Here is a 26,771-nt window from a genome sequence, read left to right as displayed (position 1 = left end):
ATATGATATAGCACTAGCCTCTGACAATGCACCTGGTGGTAGTGCCTGACCCCCGGCACGTTAAAGCGGTATAACCATCATTTCTTTCTATTTTTAACAGATGAATGTCCCCGCCCTAAAAGAACAGAAAACTAAGAATAAAGATTGAATTAATTGGATATAGGTGGTATATTTGGTTCCGTGAAACAGACATTTTGTGATATTTGTCTGTTTTATTTTATTTTGTATTAGTTCAGGAGGCTCGTATATGCAAGGTCGAAAATTGTGTTTAATGACGGTATTTGTAACTATGGTCATGGTTCTTGTAGCTTGTGGGGAAACCCATATAGAGATTGAAAATGATGGTTCGGGAAACGTTACTCAAACCATCTATGACACGGGGATGGTTACTGCAGAAGATGTTGAACGTGAGGTAGAAAGAGAGCTGGAGCAAGGTTCAGAGGAAGTGGAAGCTATTCAATCGCTTTCAGTAAATGAAACAAGAGAAAGTATCGAGGTTACGTTTGATTTTTCAAATATTACTGCATTGGAAGAAGAAGCATATGTCATTCCACTTCAGGATCTACAAGTAATAGAAGATGAGCGTCTAGAAGAAGTGGTAATGGTTGAAGAAGGTGAGGACCTAGCTGAAGCAGACGGTTTACTTGTTTTATCTCTTCCCCATCCAGGCCAAGATATGGGAGAGTTGCACATCCATACTCCAGGGGATACGGTCGCCCATTCGGAAAACATTGAAATGAAAGATGACAGAAGCCATGTAGAAGTAACTGCTAATGAAGAAATTTTACTTATTTATGAAGAGGGATCCTCTTTTGCAGGGCTGGCAATAGGGGCTTTAATTATTGGAGGTTTGGGTGCTGGCGGCTGGTTTTATTGGAAGCGCCGGACACAAAACCACTCCAATCTCACGAAAGAAGGTGATCAAGATGCCAGTGCTTAAACGATCTGCATACATAATTAGCGCAATGGGGTTGTTAATTGCATCAGGGTGTTCAGATGAAACGGAAGATTTTCACGCTGAGTTGAAGAAAGCTGAAGAAGCTATGAATGAGTTGAAATTGGACGATGCTCTTCTAATTTATGATGATCTGTTAGAGGACTTAGGTGCAGGGAGTGAATATTCGGAAGGACGATCGGCCATTGTTTCAGATTTGCACGCTGAAGCTTCCAGCATGCTAGAAACTGTTGAAGATATTGAGCTGGATTATGAAGAAGCAATCGAACAAATTAACGGTTTGGATCCAAGTCTTAATGAATTTGAAGATTACTACGAGACGTTAACCTTTGTTGAAGGTGTACAAGAGCGTTTTGAAGGATTTACCCAACTAGACATGTATGAAGAGCTCGAAACGGAAGCTGAAAAACTTGAAGAAGTCATGGAAAATGAAATTATTGCGCGGTATAAGGAAGAGGCGGAAGTTGCTCTTCAAAATGAAGACATGTCAGCGCTTGAACGTTCGATAGAAGAACTATCATCTCTTGAATCCAGTGCCCCGAATTATGTCTCTGAAGAGATGGTTGTAAGTTTGGAAAATGAAGCAGAAGAGTTAGAAGAACGCTACGTTACTTTTCCAACTGAAGTAGAAGAATGGGGAAAAACAATTGTGAATAGTGAGCGCGGCTTAATTGAAGTGGCCGGAGTGCAGGATGATGAAGGGCAGATTGAACTCTATATCTATTACCATGACGATTTTCGTTATCAAGCAGAGCAAATCAGTGTTACTCCGTTATTAATTTTCGCCGATGGGGAGACAGTGGATAACTCGAATATTGATTATACTTTTTATGAAGATAAAACGGTGCAGCAAGTGAGATTTAACACCAATGAAGATCAATCGCTGGAAAACTTACAACGAATCAATGTAAGCGTCCCATCGGTTGATGAAGATGATATTGCTGTTGAATTTGAAGAAAACGAATTAGACGGAGCTCTTACCATTCCGGGCAAACGTTCCGTTGCAGATCTTCATCGGCCATCAATTGATTGGACCACGGAAAAGTATGATGTAGAAATTGATCGTTTAAAAGTGCTAGATAATGAGCTTGAAATCAGTGGGGAAATCATTCCTAATGAGGACGGTGAAGTTCCGGAGTTTTCCTCTATCTATAACCCTGAAACAGGTGAATATAATTCTGTGAGCCCGAATTCATTTATGGGAACGAATAGTCTAGAGATTTATGAAGGCACTCAGAAGCCATTTGAATTTACGCATTCATTTAATTCTTCTATTACAGAACATCATTCTTCTATTGGGATCGTGCTGTTTGACGAGAAAAAGTGGTTTGATCTCCATACTGGTGAAGAATATGAACCAGACGAACCTGCTTACTTATATGAGCTAAATAAAGATCCTGCGAATAATTACGAAGAACATTTTAATGCAGAAGACCAAGAAGACTTTATTAGTGAAAATGAAGGACTTTTGTCTCCGCAGTCGGTGTTGTTCCGTGGAAGTGGAACAAGCGATTTTGATTTAATGGAACGATTTGAAACATTAGAAGTTGGCGTTGAGGTACAAGGAGAGACAGTAGGCGTAGATTATGGTAGCACCGAGATCGAATTTAGAGACGATGAAGAAGAAGTTCTCCACGAAGTAACGGTGGAAGAAGATCATGAGTTAGAGCACGTAGAAGTTAATGTATCCGGAGTGGAAAATCTTGAAATTGGAATCAGCCAAGATTCTGGAGATGAGGGGAACCAACATATCATCTTTGAAGAACCTATATTAAATTATCAAGAGTGATACAAAAACCTTATTTTGAAGTGGTCTTTGATGAAATATATGATGGATACGCCGATGCACAAACGAAAATGAATAGCATTACATGACACTACCAACGACACAAAAGGCATGGAGGGTTTCTCCATGCCTTTTTCAATACCTATCTTGCGCTTAGCTACTAAGGAAATTTTTATAGTGTTAATTTAAAACGGGTCTTCTGGTGGTTCCATGCCGGAAAGGAGCGCAATGAGTTCTGAGAAGTAGTTAAACACTGCGTAATATTGGATGAAAAGTAAAGCAGCTCCAGTAATAGCGGCTAAAAAGACAACATCAAATTTATGATTGCCAGGTTGTTGGGTTTGGTAAGAGAAAATTGAAGCTGCCAAAGCTAACACGAGTAACATGAAGCTTAAAAGTAAAAGAAAGCTAGCAAAGGATTCCAGGTTAACAAAGGTTAAAACCACAGCAAGCAAAGCAAGGCTCATAGGAAGGGCTAAAAAGGAGCCAAACCGCCCCATCATGTCTTTCCAATCTAATTGTTTACCTGTTGATTGAAGCAGAAAATAAGAAAGGAACGTAACTCCGAATAAGCCGGCACCTAAAATAAACAAAGGTTGCATGGAGAGCTCAAAAAAACCGGGCATTAGTTCAGAAATTTCAGCTTGCATAGCGGAAATTTCTTCTGCGGATGCAGCGCCCCCTCCTGTCATCCCTGTTGGATCAAGTTGCTCTATAAACAATGTAAACCTCATCAACAAATATGGAGTAGTTAAATAAAGAGCAGCAATAATAAAAAAGGAGGCTAGTACCATATTAATTATTCCGAAAGAGAGATGGGAATGATTTGTTGCTAACGATGATTGCCAAGGTTGTTTTATAGATGCAAAACAAAAATCTTTATAGGTGTTAAAAAAATCATTTTTAGGTGGACCTTGTGTTACTTGAGGTGGAACAGTGGCCCCAGGTGAGGTTTCAACTGATGCCTCAGGTTCATTTCCAATGGTAGAAGCAGTCTCTACTTTGGATGTTGTACCTGGAGCAATGGGTTCGATTGGCTGGTTCTCGATTGTGAGGTGAGATTCTGCTGGTTGCGATTCTTCCTCATTTGTCACTACTGGTATGGGCGAGCCGCAACTAGCACAAAATAAGGCCTCATCTTCGTTTATTGTAAAACATTTAGGACATTGCATAAGATATGTGCCGACCTTTCTTCAATAGTATGAGTAGTTTGTTATTAATAGTGAAGGTAAGAGTGTTTAATCTTACAGTTAGCAGTACATTCAAAAATTTATTTATGCCCACATCTCTTTCTTATGTCTTAGGAACGCGGGAAAACTCGTGCACAGAGTTAATATGAAGTTGTTTTTAAACAATAGAATTGAAGTATCTACTTAAAAGATCATAGGACTTTTATAATGGAAGCTAAGATACGGATAGAATTTTACAATTTATTCTTTTAAATGTAAACATCTTAACAAAGTTAAAAATTCAAAAAGCTTTGGATCTATCAATTATTGAGAAACAAAGACTGAAATCATAAGAAAAATAAGGTAAAATATTGAACTTTTTAAGTTTGGGTGGTATATTAGAACTCGTTCTTAGGTGCTAAAACCTGATATTAACATTTTTTACATATAAAAGAACTAAGATGGATCTATAGTTCTTCCGAGCAGTGATAGAAGATGTACTTAACATATGTGTGTATTACAAAAGATTACCAATTGAATTTAAAAAGGTTGGAGGGGATTATAGTTTATTGTCAATACTGTGGTACCAATACCGACAATGAAGTGGGAATTTGTGCTTCATGTTACTCAACCCAAGAACAATCCAGGGAACCTGCAGGTGAAAAGCAGGCAGCAGCTGCAGCAACAGAGGTAGCTTATAGTTCAAAAGATTTACTAAAGGAATTTTGGGATGGGTTTCTTAGTTATTTGCAACACTTAAAATTTGAGCCTTATAATTCTCTAACTAAAATTGGATCTAAAGATTGGAAGAATGCTTTAGTCATTTTTCTGCTGTTTTCTTTTGTTCTTCCTTTTATTATGTACCGATTTGCTGAAAATATTGCCGGGGGCATGATGACTATGATGGGAAGCGGAGGGCCCTCTCTTTCCTTTTCATCTTTTGTATTCCCACCTTTTTTTGGGTTCATGGCACTCTTCGGTATAATGACTGTAATTATACTGGGGGCAGCTAAATCCATGCAGGTATCAAATGTGGAGTTTTTACAGAGCATGAGCCGTTTAGGGTTGTTAATGATACCGGCAACTGGGGTGCTTCTTATTGGATTATTTTTCAGTTTTATCGCTGCTTTTGATGTAGCTATATTATTTGTAGCCTTAGCTTTTATTCTTAAGATTGTTGCTTTTGTGGGGGTCATTTATTCTTACTCTCGGAGCAAGCCAGAAGATAGAGGCCTTGATCCTTTTTATGTATCCTCGTTAAGCATGGTCCTTTATATTATTGTATTATTCTTTGCTGGAAGAACTCTTTTAGCAAGTTTAATTACAGATGTCATTCCCTTTTAGTTTCATGAAGTGAGGTTGAATCTTTACAAACTTTGACTAATTAAGGTGCGGCAGAATGTTTGATTATCTTTAAAAGGAGGTGGAAGAATGACTGAACAAGCTGAACAAGCTAACCAAGATACAACAAGAGTTGTCCTGGAAAAGCCCGAAGGAAATGGCTTAGCGGTGACTGCGTTAGTACTGGGTATCGTAGGAGTAGCACTTAACTTTATCCCGTTCCTACCATACCTTCTTGGGATTTTGGCAATTATTTTTGGTTATTTGGGTATGAGTAAACCGGTCAAGAAAGGAATGGCTAAAGCAGGATTAATTCTTGGAATTATAACTATAGGCTTAAAGGTTATGTTTTGGCTCGGGATCGGACTTTTAGGGTCGACAGGCCTATAAGGTAGAAACTTATGAAAACCGGAACTGATTCTAGCGCAAAGAGTGGAGACAACTCTCGAAGTACGATCAGAATTTATCTTTTGAAATCATGGTAATTTATAATACCACACTTATTATCTTAAAGGCCTATTTCTTGTTTGCTGCAGTGATGCTTGGCATTCAAGAAAAGGCCTATTTTAATAAGAACTTTACGGACAGATTCATACACATTCATTTGTGCCATTTTGAGTAATGGGATATAAGCGGGTCCAAAAGGTTTGTTTCATTTAGGAGTATATAAAAGAAATTGGGACGACCAATGGCGTAAGTAAGTTTAAAATTATCTATCAATCTCTACGGTTGGGAGGGTGAAAATATGAAATACTGTACCAAATGTCAACAACAGCTCCAAAACGAGGCCTCATTCTGTACTAATTGTGGAAAAAAGCAAGTTTCAGTTCTCTCCCCAAAGGAAGACTCTCCACTTCAACGTTCCACCAATCAATCAACTGTCCAAACCAAGCAAACCGATGCTCCAAGGAAAAAGTCACCTGCTTCAAAGGGTGTTATGGTCGCAGTCATCCTTTTGGGAATTGGCTATGGGACTCATCAGTTGCTTTCTACCATGTACACTTCAGACGCAATCATTGATGAGTGGGAAACTGCCGTTTTAACCGAAAATATATCTGAAGTTCAAGCGCTGGTAGAAGAGGATGAAGCGATAGATTCTATTAGTAAAGAAGAAACAGCTGCCTTTGTTGACTATCTTAATAATGAAACAATTGAACAACTATTTGATGAACTCCGGGATGCAGCCACTGAAGAGAGAAATATCCATCGAGTGAAGGATACCCACGGAAATGACGTACTACAACTTCATAAAGGGAACAAACGATTTGGGATATACGACCAGTATCAGTTAAGTCCTGTGCTTTTTTCAGCAGAAATTTCCTCGTCACGTGAGGGGCTGGTTCTTACAGTAGGTGGAGAAGAATATGTTATGGAAGACAAGGATGAACCAATTACTGTTGATGGTTTGCTGGCGGGAGAACATGTCCTTGATATCCATTCTAGCCAAAATGAAGAGCTAGCAGAGGAAAAAGTGCTTTCTTTGGCTCAATCTTCAGCTAACCATTTAAGTAAAGAGCTTCGGCTTAATTGGGAGCCCGTAGAAGTTGAAGCGGACTTTCCTGAAGCAGAACTAATATTGGATGGTGAAAATACAGGGGTTCTAGTGGAGGAAGCTGACGATTTAGGGCTTTTTGCAAAGGGTGAAACATTACATATAAGTGCGAAACATGAATTGGAAGGACAAGAATTCTACACTGATGAGCTGGAATACACGGTGGGCGAGGCCAATTCAGTTCTTAATTTTGATACGGAAGAGATTGAAGCTTTGAATGTAAACAATGTAGAGGAGGAAGAAGAGGATCATGTGGCGGGGGCTGAAGACCCTGAGCAGTTAGGGGTGGAAACGACGAGTGAGGAAGACCTCGATCGCAGTGAGCCATATGTACAAATTGACGATGAATTGCCTGAACGTTTTGAAGGGGAATATGTGGCTGATGATACATATTCACTAGATACAAAACTACAGGTGATTTATGAAATTGAAGGGGGCTATGATGATCAATTCTCTGAAGCTGGTGGAGTTACCACTAGATTTGGGAATTTTGATTACGGAGTTCCAGACTCTTCAAATATATGGGAAGGAAGGGTGGTCTCGATAACGGGCTATCCAGATGAAGTCTTTTATGTGGAGGATGTAAAGCAAGTCATGGGCGAACCTGACACCGAAAAAAATTCTCATCAAACTGGGGATTGGATGTTAATTTACCATGTTAACTCAAACGTGGCGGCATTCGAATTTGCGGAAAATGAAAACGGAGAACTATTAGAAGTACGTTTAAGAGACGAATCTTGACTTCATGAGCAGTTTTTTATGAAGAATTAGGAAATGGAAGTTTCTAAAAAACGGAAATGAAATCAACTGAGGTGAGATCATGTATTGCACACAATGCGGAAAACTACAAAAGGAAGGTAGTTCTTATTGTACAAAGTGCGGAAAATCCTTGGGCTCTGCCTCACATACGGAGCCAAAGCGCCATGCCCAACCACAGGAAACCATGTCGCCATCACCCGCCCATAACTCTTCTCAGACAGTTAAGCAGAATGGAAAGAAATCACCTCTGCCAAAAATCATTATAAGCATAGCAGTACTTGGTGGAATACTATATGGTGGCCATACAACAGTTGCTTCCATGCTGCCCGCTGATGAGCAGTTGGAAGAATGGGAAGTGGCGGTGCTTTCTGAAGATAAGGAGAGTCTTGCAACACTAATAGAAGCGCATGATGAGATTGATGAAATTAGCGAAGAACAAGTAGAAGGCTTTTTGGGCTATATTCGCGCAAAAGGTGATGACTCTATGTTTGATGATCTTTACTCTGCCATCGAAAATGAAAAAAGAGTTCATCGAGTAGCTGATAGGAACGGTAATGATATTCTTGAGTTGCAAAAAGGAGATAAGAGGTTCGGTTTGTATGAATACTATGAAATTCAACCGGTGTTATTCAGCGCAGACATCCATTCAAGCTTTGAAGATGTGGTATTAACGGTAAATGAAACACAATATGATCTCGAAAGTGAAAATGAACAGGTGAATCTTGATCAACTCCTTCCAGGCGACACAGAAGTAGAAGTAGTATATGCAAATAATGAAGATGTAAGAGATGAAGACATCTTATCGTTTACGGATGCTCGAGACAACCAGTTGGACCATCAGCTTCACTTGGATTGGGGATATATTGATATTAATACGGATCATCCCGAGGCTGAACTTCTGCTCGATGATGAACCTAGCGGAGTAAGTATGGGAGATGCCGACGAGTTAGGCCCTTTCGTTCTTGGAGAGCAAATTAAGCTTGAGGCAAGAATGGAAGTAGAAGGTGAAGAGCTTTATACGGGAGTTACAGATTATGTAGTGGGAGAGTTGGCCCCTACTTTAAACTTTAACCGTAATGAAATCAGGGCCTTAGAAGAATCAGAGGAAGAGACAGCTGAAGAAGGGACAGAGGAGGAAGCAGACGAGCAGGATATAATAGAGATAGAAAATGAGGAAACAGTAGCTATTGAAGATGATTCAGCGGAAGGCACTTTAAGTGCCCCTAGTGAGTCAGAAGATATCGAATTATTTATGCAAGGGTTTGTGGTCAATTCTGTTAATGCTATGAATGCTGGTGATGAAAGTTACGTTCTGCCTTATTATGATCAAGATGCGACAGGTTACGCTGAATTTGTGGATTATTTAGATTATATTATTGAGGAAGGAATCACAGAAGAAGTCATGCATGTTGAAAAAGTAGATTCATATCAAGAAGGAAATTACCATCTTGTCACACTGGATGAAGGTTACGAAATTTACTACGGGAATGGGCGCGAACAATATAAGCGGTTTGAAACCACATATCGAGTTGAAGAAAGCGAAGAAGGGTATAAAATTAAACAAATTGAAGAATTAATTGAAACGGAAGACGAAACGCTTAGTGAATAGTAAAGAATTTAAAATGTTTCCAAGCGTGAGCTGTGCGAGCAAACGGCATGAAAAATCCATTGATGACAGTTGTAAGAGATTTATTCCAAAAGGTGCAAGCACAATGTGTAGAGCGTGTCTCCGTTGCGGCGTCAGCAAAAGTTCGTAAAAAGAGAATGTAATACATTAGCCTACTAGGATGGGAATTTAATGACAAGGATATAAGTAAAATTGTAGATAGTTAGAAGAAGCTTCTACAATCGTACAGTTGGTCATTAACGTTGCGGCAGCTGTCATCGGAGCGATCATCGGAATGAGCATCACGAAGAAAACTGGCGATGGTTGATGTCAGCTTCAAGTTGGTGCTGAAGGGTTGTCCTTACGCAGGGCAACCTTTTTTTGATGGGCTCACTAAAAGGGGAGCTAGCGGTTCAGCGTATGAGGAGGTGGGCAACTGTCCAAATTTGAGCGTTAACGTAACAGAAATTTGTCGAAGTGTCACAGAAACTTGTCGAAACGTCCAAATAAAGCGCTTACATGTCCAAGTTAAACGATTACACGTCCAAATTCGCTCCGCTGGCGCCTCGGGAGAGTAGCAATCTCCTCAGTTTTTTGGCAAAGCAAAAATAGACCATTTAGATCATCATCGTACTAATAAAAATCATTAATATCAATTTTTCACAACAATAGGAAAGTATTATGATAAAATAGATGTGGTAAAATAGTTCTGTTTATTTTGATGAAATACGGACTTAAGTATGGACAAAAAGATAAAAAGGGGAGACTGACATGAAGAAAGTAAGTGTGAGTTTTATAGTGTTAGGGACTTTAGCAATGTTTACAGTGACTTCGGGAGAAGCGCTTGAGAAAGATTGGCAAGAAACATATGAGAATGAATTGAACAACTACATTTCCGATAATGAATATATTCATGCCGATCAATCTACAAACATTGTATTGGCCGATATCAATAGAAATGGTACTCCTGAACTTTTTAAAGGTACCTCTTATCGAACAGTTAACAATTTAGACTTGGCGCTTACTTATAAAAACGGAGAAGCCATAAAGTTGAATCATCAAGGGGACGGACTCGGCAGTAGCAATGAATCGTTACAGAATATGGGTATAGGCATGCGGGCTTTTGATCATTTGCAGTTATATCAAAATAAAAGCACGGAAGAATTCAAGTTTATAGGGGTGGACGGGAGCTCTAGTGCAATAAATTCTTCAATTGCAGATATAGGGATTACGATGGAAGGCAACATGTTAACAACAGATCAAATAAGTTATGCTTTTTCGTTAAATTCACACCAACCTGAAGAGGAGGGCAGTTCAGAATATGAAATTTATGGGGAACAAGTTAGTGAAAGGGAATATGAACAAGAGCGAGAGAAGATTTTTAGCAATAAAGAAGAAGTTGACTTTCCATATGTAAAGGAACAATTTAATGAAATCTATGATCAAACTTCTGATCGAATAAACAGTGTATCACTTCAAGGGTTGTTTGAAGAGTATCAACGCTCAGTTGACGATGTGCATGGCGAAGAAACGCCTTCTTCTTGGGCTACTGATGAAGTAGAAGAGTCGCGACAGTTGGGGTTGGTTCCAGAAAACTTTGACCTTCGTTATCAAGACTCAATGACCCGTCTGGATTTTAGTGAACTGGTTGTACATTTTTTAGCTACCACTAAAGGAGTTAGTACAGGGGAGTTTATGGAAGAAAATTTATCAGAGCAATCAGACTCTCCGTTCGCTGATACATCTCAGCAAGCAGTCATTGTTGCATTTGAATTAGGAATTGTGGATGGCCGCGGAGATAATCATTTTGAACCTCAAGCAGAAATTACACGACAGGAAGCTGCAGTAATGTTAGAACGTACAGCTGATCACTTAAACCTGGAGCAAGCGCGAGGAACTATAAACTTTGATGATAGGGGTGAAATTGCTGTGTGGGCAGAGGATGGCGTACAATTCGTTACTCATGCTACCGATAAAGGTAGTGGGGAGAACATAATGAATGGAACCAGTGAAACATTATTCAGCCCTAATGGAACATACTCTCGTGAACAAGCCTTTATTACTTTTAAACGTTTGTTTCAAATTTGACTTCCATTAAACTTATCACCTATTTTAATAAATCAATGAAATTCCTACTAAGCACGATAAGCATAGTAACTGTGCTTTATAGGAAGAAGTGAGGGTAAAAATGAATCGAAAAGTAAAGCAATTCATAATAGGTAGTTGTACCTCTGTAGTGTTATGGTTCACCTATACATATGCTGGCCACGCTTATCAGTTTGATGATGTTCCGCCCGAGCACTGGGCAGCTGAATCTATTAATCAATTAGTCGAAGAAGAAGTGGTTGAAGGCTATGGGGATAACAACTTTGGTCCTGATGATGAAATACGGCGTGACCATGCTGCTGTATTAATGGTACGCGTATTAGACTTAGAAACAGGAAGTCATTCTGGAAATGACATGATCGACGTGGACGACTCTGATGAATTCATGGAAGAAATAGCAGCAGTAGTTGATGCGGGCCTATTTGAAGGGAATGAAAGTGGACAATTTGAACCAAAAGAAACGTTAACGCGTGCTGAACTCTCTTCTGTTCTGTTTCGGGAGTTTGACTTTGATGAGGAAAAGCGACTTTCATTTGTTGATGTTGATGAAGGGCATTGGGCTTCTCGTGAAATTGGCATATTAGCTGGCAATAATATAGTTACAGGCTACCCTGGGGGAGATTTCATGCCTGATAACTCGGTAACAAGAGCCCAATTTGTTACGTTTTTAGATCGGGTTTTTAAAGAAACGAGTTTTAATGAAGGTAAATCCCCAGAAGGCAGTGTTATCGTTGATCAACCTAATACAACAGTAGACCTTTCAGAGGCAAATGAAGTAACAGTTGGAGCAGAAGAGGTTACTTTAAAAAATGGAGAGGTTAGCACCCTAACTTTTACTGAAAATGGAACATCTGTAACACTTGATAATGTGCATGTTAACGAACCTGTAGCGATAAAAGGTGAAAGGTTAACCTTTAAGAATGGTTCCTCTGTACCTCACCTTACTATTTTACCAGGGGATGAAGCATTTTATCTTGAAGCTGTTGAGCCAGGTGGAGGGGACATTCATCAGGGGCTTGCCATACAAACTGAAGCTCCTATTACCATTGATGATGAAGAACTAGTAGCGGAGAAACAAGTTGAATATGAAAAGGATTTGACTATTCGCTTTGAAGAGGGAGCAAACCTTTCAGGGTATGAATTCTTGCCTGCTTCCTCCTCTTTAGATTTGAACCTTCAGTGGGGAGAGCTTCTCTTAATTGAGGAATTAAAAAATAGCATAGAACGACAGGTAACGTCTGAAGAGGTTTCCCAACATGAAGACGAAGAAGTTGAGGTGAGTTTTACTCTTCCTGTTATTGAATATGAAATACCTATGACAGCTACGATTTATGCGAGCGACGATGAAGGAAAGGTGCTAGAGTCAACTGATTTCTTATCTACTGATGACGAACTGAATCTTTCATTTCAACCTGATGCAACTTACGAAGAAGAATACACAGTCGAGCTATCTTTGCCGGGAGAGAGAATCATAAAAGAAACAGTGACTGTTGTACCAGAAGAAAGTTATGAGCATGATGACCTAACTCCCAAAGAATTTGAATTAGCTCAATTAATTAATGAATACCGAGAATCTCTAGGCTTAAACCCATTGCCTGTATCAAGCTCATTAACAGAAGTGGCTCGGACTCATGTAGAAGACTCTAACGAATATTCCCCAGAAGACGGTAAAGATGAGCGTGGAGAAGAATGTAACTTACACAGTTGGTCCGAAAATGGAGAGTGGACGCCAGTATGCTATACTTCCGATCATGAGTATAGTGAGAAAATGTGGAACAAGCCACGTGAATTAACAGGCTATCAAGGAAATGGTTTTGAGATTTCTGTTTATTCTGGGGTGCAATTAGAAGCAGAAAGAGCTCTTGACTTATGGAAGAATTCCTCTGCTCATAACGATGTCATTATAGGGGAAGGTAATTGGGGTGACTTAGAAGTGATGGGGGTAGGAATTGAAGGACATTATGCCCATGTTTGGTTTGGAAGAGAAGAAGATGAAGAGGGGTATTATGTAGAGTACTAAGTAATCTCTTCTCTACTGTGCATATGTTAAAGAATAAAGAGCCCTGAAGAGAATAGCTTCTTTTCAGGGCTTTTTGTTTCTTCATCTGCCCGATATAATGATAGCAAAGCTCGGTATAGTACAGGCATGTTTTAATTGCGGAGGGGTTTAGAATGAAAACGGTAAAGGTATATCATTACGATGCGTTTTGTAATGAACCCAATAAAGGGAATCCAGCTGGCTTAGTGTTAAACGGAGACGATTTTAGTGAGCAGGAGATGCAGGAGATTGCGTATGCCGTCGGCTTTAACGAAACGTCTTTTCTTGTTACGGCGGCCCGAGATGATGTCGGGCTCAAATTTTTTACGCCAGGGAAGGAAATGAATCTGTGGGGCCATGCCACGGTGGCGACGGTCTATGCGTTAAAGAGTAGAGGATGGCTGCCGGATAAAAATCATCTCACGATTGAGACGAAAGCAGGCAGTCTTCCTGTGCACGTATCTTCGTCCTCGGCTGGTGCGATCCAGATTACGATGCAACAAGCACAGCCGCAATTTCAAGCATTTAACGGGTCTAAAGAAGGACTGGCTCAGGCTCTTGGAGTAGGGGAAGAAGCGATTGATGAAACACTGCCGCTTGTTTATGGCAGTACAGGTAACTGGACGCTCTTAGTTCCGATTAAGAAACTAGCAACCTTTCAACAAATGACGCCGCAACCTTCTTCTTTTCCTAAAGTGTTAACAGAAAGACCGGAAGCGTCCATTCATCCGTTTTGTTTAGAAACGTATGGAGCGGATGCTCATATGCACGGCCGCCATTTCTCCTCTCCGCATGCCGGCACGATTGAAGATCCGGTAACTGGGACGGCATCAGCTGTCATGGGCGCATATTATGCTAACTATATGGCCGGCCCTTTAGTTGAAGATCTTCATCTGCTTATTGAGCAAGGGCAAGAAATGGGTAAAGACGGCCGGGTACTGGTTAGCGTGGCTGACGGTGAAGAGGGCTATGAGATAACGATTACAGGTGAGGCACTGTTTGTGAAAGAGTTCGAAGTGGCTTTAGAAGAGTAAGAGAGCTTGAGCACGTTAGAAAGGAAAAATATACACAGTTTTTCCACAAGTCATATACAGTAGTGGGCTGTGGGCATAAATGTGTGATTCTAGCGCGATTAGCAAATCACCTTTAATAAAAGAAGTGGAGCCGTCCTCGCTGTGAAGACGGCTCCTAGGTGTGCAGGATGAGAAATTAACTTAAAAAGATCGCTCCGTACGCGAGGGCAAGAAGGATAACCAGCGCAGGATGAACTTTCCGAAGTTCTAATAATACAAAACTGCCCACAGCAAGAATTACGGTCTGCAGTACGCCAGCTCCTTGCCAACCAGAAGCGAAAAAGTCTACTGCCAGTGCGCCTAACAATACCGCGATCACCGGACGAATCAAGGACGTCATCCGTTTTACCCGCGGAGAGTCTTTGAAACGGTAAAGCAGGCCAATAAGTAAGAGCATCGCGAGCAGGGAAGGTGCCACCGTGGCAAATAGGCCAATGAGAGCACCGGGTATGCCTGCGACTTCATAGCCGATAAATCCTGCCATTTTCGTCGCGATCGGTCCTGGAAGTGCGTTTCCGAGCGCGAGAATTTCACCGAACTCTTCTACAGAGACCCATTCATATCTCTGCACAACTTCATATTCAATTAACGGAATGGAAGCAGGGCCTCCTCCGTAACCTACAATTCCTGGTATAAAAAACGCTAAAAATAATTCCCAATACACGATCATCAGCTAAGCACCTTCTTTTTGGGGCGGTTCTCTTCATCTTTCTGCTTTTTCTTGCGCACCGAAGAAAAACCTGCAATAAGCAAGATGGCAATTAAGATAGCAGGATGGACATTTAATAGTTCGATGATGAGAATGCTCACAACGCCTAGAGCGATCATTCCCACCCAGCCGAGCTGGTCTCTTGATGTTTTGAAAAAGTTATACGTCAACACAAGCATCATAACGCCTACTACTGGCGCGACGGCGTGAGTCATCCCTTGAACGATAGGCGAATCGCTAAACGAGGTCAAAAAACCGATCAAGACAATCATTAGGAAAACAGTTGGAAAAATGGTAGCAAACAAGGCGTTTAGCATACCTACAACACCGCCAACATGGTAACCAATATAACCAGCCAGTTTCGTGATAATTGGCCCTGGCAGCGTATTGCCAAGCGCAAGAATATCGCCAAACTCTTCATCACTCATCCATTCATACGTTTCCACTGCTTCTTTCTGCACGAGTGGAATCGAGGCAGGTCCACCGCCATAACCGAGCATTCCGCTTCGGAAAAAGGCCATGAAAATTTGCGATTGCAATTTAAAATCCATATGATGACGCCCCTCCTTTCTATTTTTTTAACGTAAACGAATAGCGAAGAGGCCCATCGTGCAGCCTCTTCACTGGGATTTTCTTATTGGTTCTGTAGGAATACTGCCTTTTAACTTAAAAAGGCCTATAATTTTAAGCCAGTGCGGCTTTTAAATCGACGCAGTAAGATATGGGATTCCACCCTGGTAATGCCGTGCAAGGTGTACAATTCTTCATTAATGAAGGTTTCTAATGCGGCCATATCCTCGACGAGCACGTGCATGTGCAGCGTACTGGGACCCGTCATTTGATAGCAGCTGGCAACACTGGGGTTATTTACAAGAGTTTCAGCTACCTCGACTAAATATTGAGGGTCACAGTCCACTTCAAAAAAAGCAGAAATCTGCTTACCGGCTTTTTCTGAATTGATCACTACGCTGAATTTTTCAATTAATCCCGATTCCACCATAGCCTGAACCCGATCCCGGACAGACACGCGGGAAATATCGAGTTCCTTACCGATATCCACATAGGACATCCGTCCATTTTCCGTGAGTAACTCTAATATTTTTTTGTCAATGTCATCATGTTTGGCCACGAATGGTTCCTCCTTCGCCTGAACAGTTTTTGTCTCTATGTTCATTATAAAGAAGAACGTCTCATTTGAATAAGAAAGTGTTAGAGCACGGAAATATAACCATCTGCCCGGGGCTCAGTTCCGCCGGTGAGTACGCCCGTTTTCGGGTCTCGCCAAATAATCTGGCCGCGGCCAAAGCCGCCTTCATCCACGCTTTTCTTCACTTGATGGCCTTTTCTCACCAGGGCTTGAGCTATATGGTCTGGAAAATTAGGTTCTACTTCAACGGTTTTCTCTTCAACCCAGCGCCATCGCGGAGCATCAAGTACAGACTGTGGATTCAACTGGGCAAGTACCGTAGCCAGCACAACCTGCAAATGTCCTTGCGGTTGCATGTAGCCGCCCATGACACCAAATGGGCCAATCGCTTCTCCATCTTTGGTTAAGAAGCCAGGGATAATGGTGTGGTAGGTCTTCTTCCCAGGCTCCAGCACGTTATGATGCTCAGGGTCGAGGCTGAAATCATGCCCGCGGTTTTGCAGGCTGATGCCTGTGCCCGGAACGACAATACCAGAACCAAAGCCCATATAGTTACTTTGAATATAAGAGATCATATTCCCCTCATTGTCTGCGGCTGCAAGGTAGACGGTTCCGCCTTTTGGCGGCTCGCCGGCTTCTGGGGTGATGGCTTCCTCTCCAATTAACTTTCGGCGTTCAGCAGCATACTGTTCCGACAACAAATCTTCTACTGATACTTTCATATGTTCAGGATCGGTGATGTATTTCATCCCATCGGCAAACCCTAATTTCATCGCTTCGATTTGTTTGTGCACCGTTTCAGGGTCAGCTTCTTTAGATATGTCCATCCCATCCAGTGTTTTTAATGCAAGCAGTGTGTTGAGCCCTTGCCCATTGGGCGGAATCTCCCACACGTCGTAGCCTTGATAATTGACAGAGATTGGATTAACCCATTCAGGCTTGAACTGTTGTAAATCTTCCTTTTGTAAAAAGCCGCCATGTGTTTGGAAAAAGTCGTGAATCTCGTCCGCAAGTTCCCCTTGGTAGAAGGCTTCTCCATTTGTGTCTGCTATTTTTCTCAAGGTGGAAGCATGACCTGGCAAGGTCACGATTTCGCCTGGTTCAGGAGCTTTACCAGTTGGCGTAAACGTATCAAACCAAGGCTTAAACTCCTCTCCTTCGAATTTCTTCCGAAAACTAGCAGCTCCGAGCTTCCAATACTTTGACACGATCGGAGAGACCGGAAAGCCTTCCTCCGCTAAGCGGATCGCAGGAGCGAGAACGTCCTCTAAAGGCAGTTTACCAAAACGCTCAGATAGAGAAGCCCACGCACCCGGAGCCCCCGGGACCGTAACGGGGGTAAGACCGTGAGTAGGGATGCTTTCGTAACCTTGTTCCTTAAACGCTTCCCGGGTCATTTGCTGGGGAGCTTGACCGCTTGAGTTTAAGCCATGGAGCTTATCATTTATCCAGACAAGAGCAAATGCATCACTGCCAATACCATTTGAGGTAGGCTCTACCACGGTCAACGCAGCAGCAGTAGCAATCGCTGCATCAATGGCATTTCCTCCCTTTTCCATCATTTGTTTGCCGGCTTCAGCTGCAAGGGGCTGGGTGGTGGCTACCATCCCGTTTTTGCTGTAGGTCGGCATACGTTTGGATGTATAAGGTTGATAGAGTGGATCTTGTGCAAGCATATATCTCTCACCTTTCGTTGGTAAATTTTTGTTCGATTTACATTGGAGCAGCGTCATTCAAACGAGAAGCGTGCTATTATTCTTGTTTGGCTTGAGCCATCTGTTTGGAATACTTAACTTCTGAAACAATCGCGTAAATGAGTGAAAGAATCGCCAAGGTTAAAAGAACGCCTGAGATTGGACGCGTGAAAAAGAGTGATATGTCCGGACTTGTATTTAAGGCGCGCAGTAAGTTTTGTTCGGTCAATGGCCCCAGAATTACGCCAAGGACAAAAGCCGGCAGAGAAAAACCAAAGTGTTTCATTAAGTAACCGAGTACACCAAACAACAGCAGTACGCCTACATCAAACATGCGGTTGTTAATGGCGAAGCTGCCAAGCGCACACAACACAATAACAACAGGGAGCAAAATATGAAGCGGGATATCGTTTACCCGTAAGAAAAGTCGAATACCAAAAGATTGAATAAGAAGCATGAAAATGGCTGATATGAAAAAGGAAAGAAAGATGCCGTACGCAAGCACTGGCTCGGAAATAATAAAGTAAGGACCAGGTTGAATACCATGAATCAGCAAAGCGCCAAGCATCATGGCTGTAACTGCGCTACCAGGGATGCCAAGTGCCAAAGTCGGAATCAAAGCACCGCCTTCTGAAGAGTTGTTTGCTGATTCACCAGCAATAATACCGTCTTTTTTTCCTGTTCCAAATTCTCTCGAATTCTTTGAAACTTTTTTCGCCACATCATAACTTAAAATGTTAGCAATACTAGAGCCCGCCCCTGGCAGGATGCCGACAATCGTACCGATGATCGAGGAGCGAACAACATTAATAGAGGAAGAAAACATTTCTTTTATCGTTTTACCAATCGGATAAGAGACACTTTTCTGTTCTCCGAAATCGACGGATTGACGTGCACCTTGCTTTAGTTCACTGAGAAGCTGGGAAAAGGCAAATACCCCAATCAAAATCGGCAGAAAATCAAAGCCATTGTACATTTCCACAAAGCCAAAGGTGAATCGTTCTGTATTGGTTACGGGATCAAGGCCAAATGTGCCGATAAACATACCGAACAATCCGGCAATCAAGCCTTTAATTAAATAGCCCTGACCTAAGCTGGCAATGGCGGTTAACCCGAAGACCATTAAACTGAAAAACTCCCATGGTCCGAAGTTAACGGCCCAGGCTGCCAAAAAAGGAGAAGCAACTACAAGGATGACCCCACCAATGAGTGCTCCAAAAAAAGAAGACCATAACCCAATGGCCAATGCCCGTCCGGGTTGCCCATTTCTAGCCATTGGATACGCATCAAAGGTGGTGGCCATGGCTGATGGAGTACCGGGAATACCTAATAAACAAGCTGATATAAGTCCACCAGAGGCGCCACCAATCCATACCCCCATCATTAATGAAATTCCTTGAAGGGGGTCAAGCGTGAAACTAAATGGCAACGTAAGCGCCACAGCCATCGTCATTGTAAAACCGGGGATACACCCTAGTACAATTCCTACGCATACCCCAATAAACATAAGGAGCAGTGTTTGCCATTGCAGGACTTCCTGCAAACTTAGCAGAACGTTTTCCACGTGATCTCACCTCTTTTCCTAGAATATACCGGATGGTAGCGGTACCTCTAAAATATTTTGGAAAACAAATTGAAGGACAAAAAGTATAACGATAAGTATACCGAGCGTACGCGCCGAACGTTTCCAAGACTGTGAAGGTCCGATCAATAAATAAACGGCAATAATAAATAATACTGCTGAGAGCGTAAACCCGAGAAAGTCAACAAGTAGAATAAATACGCCGAACAATACAAATATAATCCAAACGGACTTGCCTCGTTTTTTTTGTTCGGCTGTTTCTTCTTCCTTTTTCATTTCTTTTGTTGGTGTGACAAAAGAACGGATTAAACTAAGTATCGCTAAAGCTCCAATCATAATCAGCAGAAGCCGCGGAAAAAAAGTGGGTCCCAGCCCGTCTTCTTCCCGGGCTGGGATATTAAAGGTGAAATAATAGAAGATGCCCGCTACCGCTAAAACGATTAGAGCTGCCAATTGTTCTTTGTTTTTCAACGTTGGCCCCTCCTATTCTACTTCTCTTTCAAGTGCCCCTTGTTCCTCGAGAATGTCTTCCATTTCATGAAGGTCGTTTTCGAGATACTCATTGTACTCGTCGCGGTCTAAGTAATTGATTTCTACACCCATCTCTTCAATCTCTTGTTGGAAATCTTCATTCTCGGCCACATTCCCGAGCGCTTCATCCCACTGATCAACAATTTCATCAGGCGTATCTTCTGGGAAGAAGTAACCACGGTTGGTTCCAAACGTAAAGTCGATGCCTTGTTCTTCTAATGTCTCTACCTCAGGTAAGGCTTCATTTCGTTCATCAGCGAGAATACCGAGGATTTTAATTTCATCAGCTTCAATGTATTCTTCAGCTGCTGGAACCGTAGTAGGGACAATGTCTACATGATTGCCAAGAAGAGCTTGGGTCCGTTCTGCCGTATCTTCGTAGTTAACAAAGTTAAACTCCACCCCGGCATCATTTTGAATACCTAGTGGAACAACATGCGTCGTTGAACCGACGGTCGCTCCAAAGCTGATCGATTCAGGGTCATCAGCTACGTCATCAATCACATCTTCCATACTGTCCCATTCATTATCAATGTTGGTTGCTAAGAGCTGATTGGCTGAAGTCATTAGAGAAACCGGTTCAAAATCGAAATAGTGGAAATCAGTTTGGTCCATTAAGTATGAAACGGCAATGGAATCATGGCCAGCAAGTATAGTATAACCATCATTATCCGCATTGAGCGCTTCCTGGGCGCCAATAGCTCCACCGCCACCGCTCATGTTCGTGATCGTGATCGAGGTTCCTAATTCATCTTCCAAATAATCAGTTGTGATGCGGTTAATCACATCAGTATCACCGCCGGCACCCCACGGCACTACCATTTCAATTGAGTCATTTGGATAATCTTCGGCTGAATCGCCACCCCCGCAGGCAGATAAAGCAACTGCAGTCACTCCTGTTGCTAGTACAAATGCCACTTTCTTTTTCATCATGAAAAACTCCCCTTCTTAAAGAAAGATAATTTAGTAGTTAATTAACAAAAAGTACCTGAAAAACAAAAAAACAAAACTTTTTGTTAGATTACGAGTATATATCATGACTTTTCGAAAGTCTACAAAATTTATAGAAAAAATCAAAAAATTTGTCAAATTATCTGTCATTATGGTGCCTGTCCCCCGGTAAGGTACAGCGTTAATGTGATAAAGGGGGCAGTAAAGGGGGGGGGTTTCAGAGCAGGATCAGGGGAGGTTGAAGAAGAGCGAAATAATAGAAGATAATGAGGAGGAGAAACTTTCAGAGCATTCATGAAAGGTGTCGAAGAGAGATTCAGAGCAGATAGTGCATGATAATAAATTGATTTTGAAAGGTATTGATGCGTTTGGCGAGAAAGCCTCGGGTATGGTTTTCAGGAGCTACCTCATTAATTATCAACATTATGTTAAAAGAGCCGATATGGGTTCATAAACCTCATTTTCATGGTTATTGAAATAGAAAAGAAATGGTCAGATGGCCTCTGAGAATATCCTACGAAGATTTCACATGAAACTTCTACATTTATTAACTTGCGAGTGCCACCATTCTCTTTTAAAATTAGAAAGGATCAAATTTTTTGCCATAAGGAAAGTTGGAGGCTGAATGACTATATTAAAAAGCTTTTTAATAACAGGTTTTGCTGTTTTCATGGTTGGTTGTCAAGATGTGACGGAGAACGAAGAGGAAACCTCTGAACCTGAAGAGAACGAGATAGAAGAGGAAGGGGTACCTGAAGGTAAGACCCCGATTACGGTGTTGATGTATCACCATTTTGATGATGATGAAGAAGCAGCGAGTTCAGTAACGGTACCTACCGAACGTTTCGAAGATCAGTTAGAAGCATTACAGGAAGAAGGCTATGAAACGATTACCGAAGAAAAGCTGGCAGCGTTTTATAACGGCGAAGATGTAGATATGCCGGAAAAGCCATTAGTTATCACCATTGATGATGGGTATGAAAGTAATTATGAGATTGCATATCCTTTATTAGATGAAATGGAAATGCACGCCACCATTTATGTAGTAACGAGCTACCGTGGTGAGACCCCGGGCTCAAACCCTCACTTTGGCTGGGATGAGGCTGCAGAAATGGCGGAAAGTGAATACATTGATATACAGAATCACAGCCATGACCTTCACCACTACGTAGAAACAGAAGACGGAGAAGGAGCACCACTGATTAATCAAAAAGTGGTAGATGGGGAATTGGAATCTGAAGAAGAATATATGGAACGGATTATTGAAGATTTTGAAACGTCCGAAGAACTCATTGAAGAGCACGTAGGCAATGAAGTCTTTACCTATACCTACCCGTTTGGCGCATTCAATGAGGATGTGGTTGAAATCGGCAAAGAACGAGGGTATGAACTAATGTATACGGTTCGTGAAGGTATCAACACAGAGGATACTTCCCCGTATGAGTTACAACGAATTAACGCGGATGGCGACTTCAGCGGCGAAGATCTAATCGAGCAGATTGAGTCTTATCATTAATATAGTGGTGCCTGACCCCCAGTGCGGTAAAGCATTAAAGTATCGTAAACCCTGCAGAGAGTAATTTCTGCAGGGTTTTTATACTAGCGTATATTTTTGTTTGCATGGGCCTTCGCTACTGGTAGGTCCCGTGCACGCGCTATATTATAATAAGGGTAGATTGAATAAATTCTACTAAGAAGAGGAGTTTCATATGAAACATAGTGGGAAAGTTGGTATGATCTCGTTGATTTTATTACTCATTGGTTGTAGCGGTGAAGAAGAAATGGAGAATGTAGATGAACCTCAAGGAGCTGAGGAGGAAGTAGATGAACTTCAAGAAAACGATGAGGACGATGAAGAAAAAACAGAGGAAAGTAATAATGAAACGACTCATGAGGTAGAAGATACAAGTGAAGAGGTAGACCGTGATGAAAATGATAGTGAAATGAGGGAACCGAGTTCAGCAGATGAGGACTTGATAGAAATCATTGCAGCAGATGCTAGTGTACAAGATGTAGAAGTATATGAAGAGGATGGGAAGGTCGTGCTTACTGTCCACTTAGGAGAAGATGTAAGCAATGAGGAAGCAGAAGCGCTTGCAGAAACCTTTGCTGAAGAAGCTCAAGACACTCACGCTGCACCCTCGGTTCATGTTCAACTTATGAAAGATGAAGAAAACCTCATAAATCTTAACGAAGATTTTTAACTTCATAAAGTAACGTTTAAATGGGTTATACAAAAAACCAGTGAAGAATGACACTTCACTGGTTTTAATGCTCACTTTTATTTATTATGATCTTACTCTTTCGATCAGCCGGTGGTTCTAGGCAACATTCTAAATTTCTTTACTGACCGTTTCATCTTTCGCCGCTTCCACCATGTTAAAGATAGCGGTTATAACGTGCATGACAAAACCGACTCCCGGGATCCAGGCAACACATGAAGTGACAATTCCTAAAATCGGCCCAGCTTTCTTTTTATTATCTTGAACTGAAAAGACAAGAGCAATAATATGCAAAATAAGCATAACTAAGAGTGGGGTCCATGATAAGCTGATAACAAGAGCGCCCCCGAGTAAAGGAATCGCTAAGACAGCTTCAAAGCTTCCATTAATCCATTTCATGATTTTCGTTCTCATATGGTTTCCCCTTTATAAATAAAATGAGAGCTGATGTGACACCTATTGTAACATATTAACAGCATCTGAGGTTTAGACTTTAAATATTGATTTCCTCTGAAAACGTATATGCCCCTTGGAGTAGTGGGCTTAACCCCTGCAGTTTAAGCTGAACAGTGTGTTTCTTGCATGAGAAAAGCCGGGGATGTGATAACCCCCGGCTTTTCTATTATGATGTCTTGTGTTAAAGGGACGTTGTTGATAAAGAACGTTGCTATACTAAACATTTACAATTTGAATGTTTGGATCGATTCCTGTAAATTTTCGGCCATTTTTGAGAGCGTAGCAGCGGCTGCATTAACTTCTTGCATGGAAGCATTTTGTTCTTCAGCCGCAGAGGCTACTTCTTGAGTATAATGAACAGAGTCGCTCGCGACGGTGGCTGTTCGTTCGATAGAAGTTGACATCGACTCAGTACTTGCGGTGATTTCCTCAATGGCAGCAGATACTTCTTGCACTTGGCTGGAAACGCGCACAACTGCTTTTTGGATGTCGTTAAAAGCATCTCCGGCTTGACCAACGTAAGACATTCCATCACTAACTGCCACCTGACCGTCTTTCATAGCTTGAACAGACTGAGTAATGTCACTTTGAATCTCTTCAAGCATCGTGCTAATTTGCTGGGCAGACTGACCAGACTGTTCAGCGAGCTTTCGTACTTCCTCGGCTACTACCGCAAAGCCTTTCCCGTGTTCACCAGCCCGCGCTGCTTCAATAGCTGCATTTAAAGCGAGTAGATTGGTCTGTTCGGATAGGTCGGTAATAAGTGATACGACCTCTCCTACTTGTCCGGATTTATTGTTGAGCTGCTCAATGATAGTAGCTGTAGATTCTGTTTTCTCCTGAATGGTGTTCATTTGGTCTACGGTCTGTGTAATGACTTCTGCACCGTTTGAGGCTTTATGGGAAGCCTGCGTTGCAGAATCATTTACTTCTTGAGCATTAGAGGCAATCTGCCCGGTTCCGGTAGAGATTTCTTCAGCTGTAGATTGAGCGTGATTAGCTGTCTCAGCTTGTTGGTCAGCCCCACTGGACACTTCTTGCACGGAGGCAGAAATTTGACTGCTGGCTTTGCTCGTTTCATCCGCACTTGCCAGGAGTTGTTCAGCTGAAGATGCGACTTCTGTAGAAGTGTTCGAAATGTTTTGCACCAATTCACGCAAGTTATTGGTCATCCCATTCATGGAAGAAGCCAACACGCCGATTTCATCTTTTGCGTTTGTTTTCACTTGTTCAACGTTTAAATTACCTTCACTAATCTGTTCTGCGTTGTAAGACACTTTTTGCAAGGTGCGGCTCAAGTTATTGCTAAACAATAAAAATAAAGTAAAGCCAATCACTGACGCGACCGCTAAAGAAACGATAAACACAGTTTGCGATTGTGAAAGAGAGGCGGCAGCTTCCTCTTGTGCTAGTCCCATCTGATCAACGACTTCGTTTGAAAGTTCGCGGGTTGAAGTGACCGTTTCTCCGCGTAATTGATCTAACTCAGCCATTGCAAGTTCTATGGAACCTTCCCCTTCCACAACGCCTGTCGCTAATTCATTGAACTGATCATTGTTTTCATGGATGGTTGTATACAATTCTTGCTGCCTCTCTGTGTTCATACGATCCTCAATCATTGCTAGGTACTCGGTAAGTCTATCATTTTGTTCTATATAATATTCTTCGTCAAAATTGCCTGTACGGGCAAACTCATTAACTTGTATGTACTTTGCACGAAAGAGGGAACCAATATCCGTGACGATAACAGCGCGTTCGGCCCGTTGTTCGGATGTGTCTAGTTCCTCGCCGGTTGAATTGAGTTCTAAAAAGATCCAAACGGCTCCAATTATAAAGAGTAATAATACAGTACTAAACGTTGCAAGTAGTTTTCCGCGCACAGAAAAATGTTGCCATGCTTTCATTCTCTATCCCTCTTTTTACAATGTAATTTCTAAATTTAAAAGTTTTTCAAGTCTTAAGTACTATACCATATTACTTACAAAAACAGTAGAGATTTGTAAAGAATCTCGAAAAACATACTTGTTTGTCATTAAATTAGCTTGTATTCCGGTATGAAAAATAAGCTCACATCAGATATAGAGGGCTTTTATTATTCTGATATATTAAAATCAGGTTTCTTTGTTCTCTGGTTAGAAATGAACTAAGAGAAGTCAATTCGTCACATAGTTATAAAATCCTAATGAATAGGCATTTGCTATGGATGATATTTCTATTCGTTTACTATTAATAATTACTTTTTTGTAGTAAAAGTTTTCGATGATAATAGTTTGTAATCTTTTCGTTAACTGCTGGCTATGAAAATAAACCATCACAAAAGCAGGTAGGCCTGCATGATGGTGGTTAAAGCTTTTATATGAAAAATAATAGCAGTGTAATATTTATTGATCTGACTTTTTACAACATTTCATCAAGTTTAAAAGGAGATTATGTATTCTAAATTCTCTTTTTTTACGGCGGGAGTATTTCTACAATTAGACATGTATCATCAAATTTCCAAGCTCTTAAAGGAGGAAGGTAACATGAACAAAAGAATTGTGAAGTTGACAGCACCAAGTTTGGCGGCATTAGGACTTGTATTTACAGCAGGACAAGCAGGTGCTGAAGAACCTAACTCAGAGGCGAACGGAAACAATGGTAATAATGGAAATGCTGGAGTGCATGCAGAACAACAAAGTGATGTAGAGACTTCTCATCATCTGCAACGACTAGACAGCGTAGAGAAAAAAGCAGATTTTGTCAGTGCAGATTTAGAGGAGATTCTTTCAATATTAGAAGATGAAGATCTAACAGACGAAGAAATTGGCGAATTGGAAGCTTATGAAGGAAAGCTGAATTCTTTCTTACATCGTTTAAATGCTGCAGATAATCAATTGAACGGCGTGACAAATCAAGTCGATGAAAACGCGCCCGAAGTGGTAGAAACAGAAGAAGAAATTGAAGAAGTTCGCTCAGAAGTCTTAAACGCCCAGGAAACCCTTTACTCTGTCTTTGAAGAAGATGAAGATGCGGTAGAGGAAGACGAAGATGCAGTAGAAGAAGACGAAGACGCTGTAGAAGAAGACGAAGATGCGGTAGAAGAAGATGAAGACGC

General features: G+C 41.4%; 22 protein-coding genes. 12 read left to right on the top strand and 10 right to left on the bottom strand.

What is annotated here, in order from left to right; all coding sequences use genetic code 11:
- Positions 1-247 precede the first annotated feature (247 nt).
- Both D469_RS0108815 and D469_RS0108810 read left to right on the top strand, forming a co-directional pair.
- Positions 248-940, top strand: coding sequence for a hypothetical protein (locus D469_RS0108815; RefSeq protein ID WP_018923024.1), 693 nt, complete (start codon positions 248-250; stop codon positions 938-940).
- The gene (locus D469_RS0108810; RefSeq protein WP_018923023.1) at positions 927-2,744 is read left to right on the top strand and encodes a hypothetical protein; all 1,818 of its coding nucleotides are present in this window, start codon (positions 927-929) and stop codon (positions 2,742-2,744) included. Before D469_RS0108815 ends, D469_RS0108810 begins: the two co-directional genes overlap by 14 nt.
- Before the next feature lie 182 nt (positions 2,745-2,926).
- Here D469_RS0108810 and D469_RS0108805 read toward each other — a convergent pair whose 3' ends face one another.
- Entirely contained in the window at positions 2,927-3,913 is a 987-nt protein-coding gene (locus D469_RS0108805) for a zinc ribbon domain-containing protein (protein ID WP_018923022.1), read from the bottom strand.
- Between the two features lie 492 nt (positions 3,914-4,405).
- On the opposite strand from D469_RS0108805, the gene D469_RS0108800 reads away from it, so the two are divergent.
- From D469_RS0108800 to D469_RS0108770, 7 genes are all read left to right on the top strand, one after another.
- The gene (locus tag D469_RS0108800; RefSeq protein WP_018923021.1) at positions 4,406-5,254 is read left to right on the top strand and encodes a hypothetical protein; all 849 of its coding nucleotides are present in this window, start codon (positions 4,406-4,408) and stop codon (positions 5,252-5,254) included.
- 87 nt (positions 5,255-5,341) lie between these two features.
- A complete protein-coding gene (locus D469_RS0108795; protein ID WP_018923020.1) occupies positions 5,342-5,641 on the top strand; it encodes a DUF4190 domain-containing protein in 300 nt (99 codons plus the stop codon).
- Between the two features lie 355 nt (positions 5,642-5,996).
- Positions 5,997-7,544, top strand: coding sequence for a TcaA second domain-containing protein (locus D469_RS0108790; RefSeq protein ID WP_018923019.1), 1,548 nt, complete (start codon positions 5,997-5,999; stop codon positions 7,542-7,544).
- A 202-nt stretch (positions 7,545-7,746) separates the two neighbouring features.
- Entirely contained in the window at positions 7,747-9,171 is a 1,425-nt protein-coding gene (locus D469_RS0108785) for a TcaA NTF2-like domain-containing protein (RefSeq protein WP_156816952.1), read from the top strand.
- Positions 9,172-9,939: 768 nt separating this feature from the next.
- Positions 9,940-11,256, top strand: a complete 1,317-nt coding sequence (locus tag D469_RS0108780) for an S-layer homology domain-containing protein (protein WP_018923017.1) — start codon at positions 9,940-9,942, stop codon at positions 11,254-11,256.
- 100 nt (positions 11,257-11,356) lie between these two features.
- On the top strand, positions 11,357-13,294 hold the full coding sequence (locus D469_RS21095) for a CAP and S-layer homology domain-containing protein (RefSeq protein WP_083910770.1): 1,938 nt from the start codon (positions 11,357-11,359) through the stop codon (positions 13,292-13,294).
- Between the two features lie 152 nt (positions 13,295-13,446).
- Entirely contained in the window at positions 13,447-14,346 is a 900-nt protein-coding gene (locus tag D469_RS0108770; RefSeq protein ID WP_018923015.1) for a PhzF family phenazine biosynthesis protein, read from the top strand.
- A 175-nt stretch (positions 14,347-14,521) separates the two neighbouring features.
- Here the strand turns inward: D469_RS0108770 and D469_RS0108765 are convergent, their stop codons facing one another.
- The 7 genes from D469_RS0108765 to D469_RS0108735 form a co-directional block, all read right to left on the bottom strand.
- Positions 14,522-15,055 (bottom strand): chromate transporter, encoded by a 534-nt coding sequence (locus D469_RS0108765; protein WP_018923014.1) that lies wholly within the window; start codon positions 15,053-15,055, stop codon positions 14,522-14,524.
- On the bottom strand, positions 15,055-15,645 hold the full coding sequence (locus D469_RS0108760; RefSeq protein WP_018923013.1) for a chromate transporter: 591 nt from the start codon (positions 15,643-15,645) through the stop codon (positions 15,055-15,057). Before D469_RS0108760 ends, D469_RS0108765 begins: the two co-directional genes overlap by 1 nt.
- Positions 15,646-15,770: 125 nt before the next feature.
- Complete coding sequence (locus tag D469_RS0108755) at positions 15,771-16,268, bottom strand: Lrp/AsnC family transcriptional regulator (protein WP_051081182.1); 498 nt, start codon at positions 16,266-16,268, stop codon at positions 15,771-15,773.
- Between the two features lie 35 nt (positions 16,269-16,303).
- Complete coding sequence (locus D469_RS0108750) at positions 16,304-17,917, bottom strand: gamma-glutamyltransferase family protein (protein WP_018923011.1); 1,614 nt, start codon at positions 17,915-17,917, stop codon at positions 16,304-16,306.
- 76 nt (positions 17,918-17,993) lie between these two features.
- Positions 17,994-19,499 (bottom strand): tripartite tricarboxylate transporter permease, encoded by a 1,506-nt coding sequence (locus D469_RS0108745; RefSeq protein WP_018923010.1) that lies wholly within the window; start codon positions 19,497-19,499, stop codon positions 17,994-17,996.
- An 18-nt stretch (positions 19,500-19,517) separates the two neighbouring features.
- Positions 19,518-19,988 carry a tripartite tricarboxylate transporter TctB family protein gene (locus D469_RS0108740; protein WP_018923009.1) on the bottom strand — a complete coding sequence of 157 codons (471 nt, stop codon included), beginning with the start codon at positions 19,986-19,988 and terminating at the stop codon, positions 19,518-19,520.
- 12 nt (positions 19,989-20,000) lie between these two features.
- On the bottom strand, positions 20,001-20,981 hold the full coding sequence (locus D469_RS0108735; RefSeq protein ID WP_018923008.1) for a Bug family tripartite tricarboxylate transporter substrate binding protein: 981 nt from the start codon (positions 20,979-20,981) through the stop codon (positions 20,001-20,003).
- Positions 20,982-21,624: 643 nt separating this feature from the next.
- On the opposite strand from D469_RS0108735, the gene D469_RS0108725 reads away from it, so the two are divergent.
- Both D469_RS0108725 and D469_RS21090 read left to right on the top strand, forming a co-directional pair.
- Positions 21,625-22,515 carry a polysaccharide deacetylase family protein gene (locus D469_RS0108725; protein WP_018923006.1) on the top strand — a complete coding sequence of 297 codons (891 nt, stop codon included), beginning with the start codon at positions 21,625-21,627 and terminating at the stop codon, positions 22,513-22,515.
- A gap of 193 nt (positions 22,516-22,708) precedes the next feature.
- Positions 22,709-23,203: a hypothetical protein gene (locus D469_RS21090; RefSeq protein WP_018923005.1), complete on the top strand. Its 495-nt coding sequence runs from the start codon at positions 22,709-22,711 to the stop codon at positions 23,201-23,203.
- 129 nt (positions 23,204-23,332) lie between these two features.
- Here D469_RS21090 and D469_RS0108715 read toward each other — a convergent pair whose 3' ends face one another.
- Entirely contained in the window at positions 23,333-23,635 is a 303-nt protein-coding gene (locus D469_RS0108715) for a hypothetical protein (RefSeq protein WP_018923004.1), read from the bottom strand.
- 266 nt (positions 23,636-23,901) lie between these two features.
- Positions 23,902-25,581 (bottom strand): methyl-accepting chemotaxis protein, encoded by a 1,680-nt coding sequence (locus tag D469_RS0108710; RefSeq protein WP_018923003.1) that lies wholly within the window; start codon positions 25,579-25,581, stop codon positions 23,902-23,904.
- 618 nt (positions 25,582-26,199) lie between these two features.
- Between D469_RS0108710 and D469_RS0108705 the strand changes: the two genes are divergently transcribed.
- On the top strand, positions 26,200-26,771 hold a 572-nt coding region (locus D469_RS0108705; protein WP_018923002.1), incomplete at its 3' end, for a hypothetical protein.

This window comes from Salsuginibacillus kocurii DSM 18087 (assembly GCF_000377705.1).
GTDB classification, from domain to species: Bacteria; Bacillota; Bacilli; order Bacillales; family Marinococcaceae; genus Salsuginibacillus; species Salsuginibacillus kocurii.
Note: the sequence above shows the minus strand (reverse complement) of the source record. Positions and strands in the feature narration are given on the sequence as shown.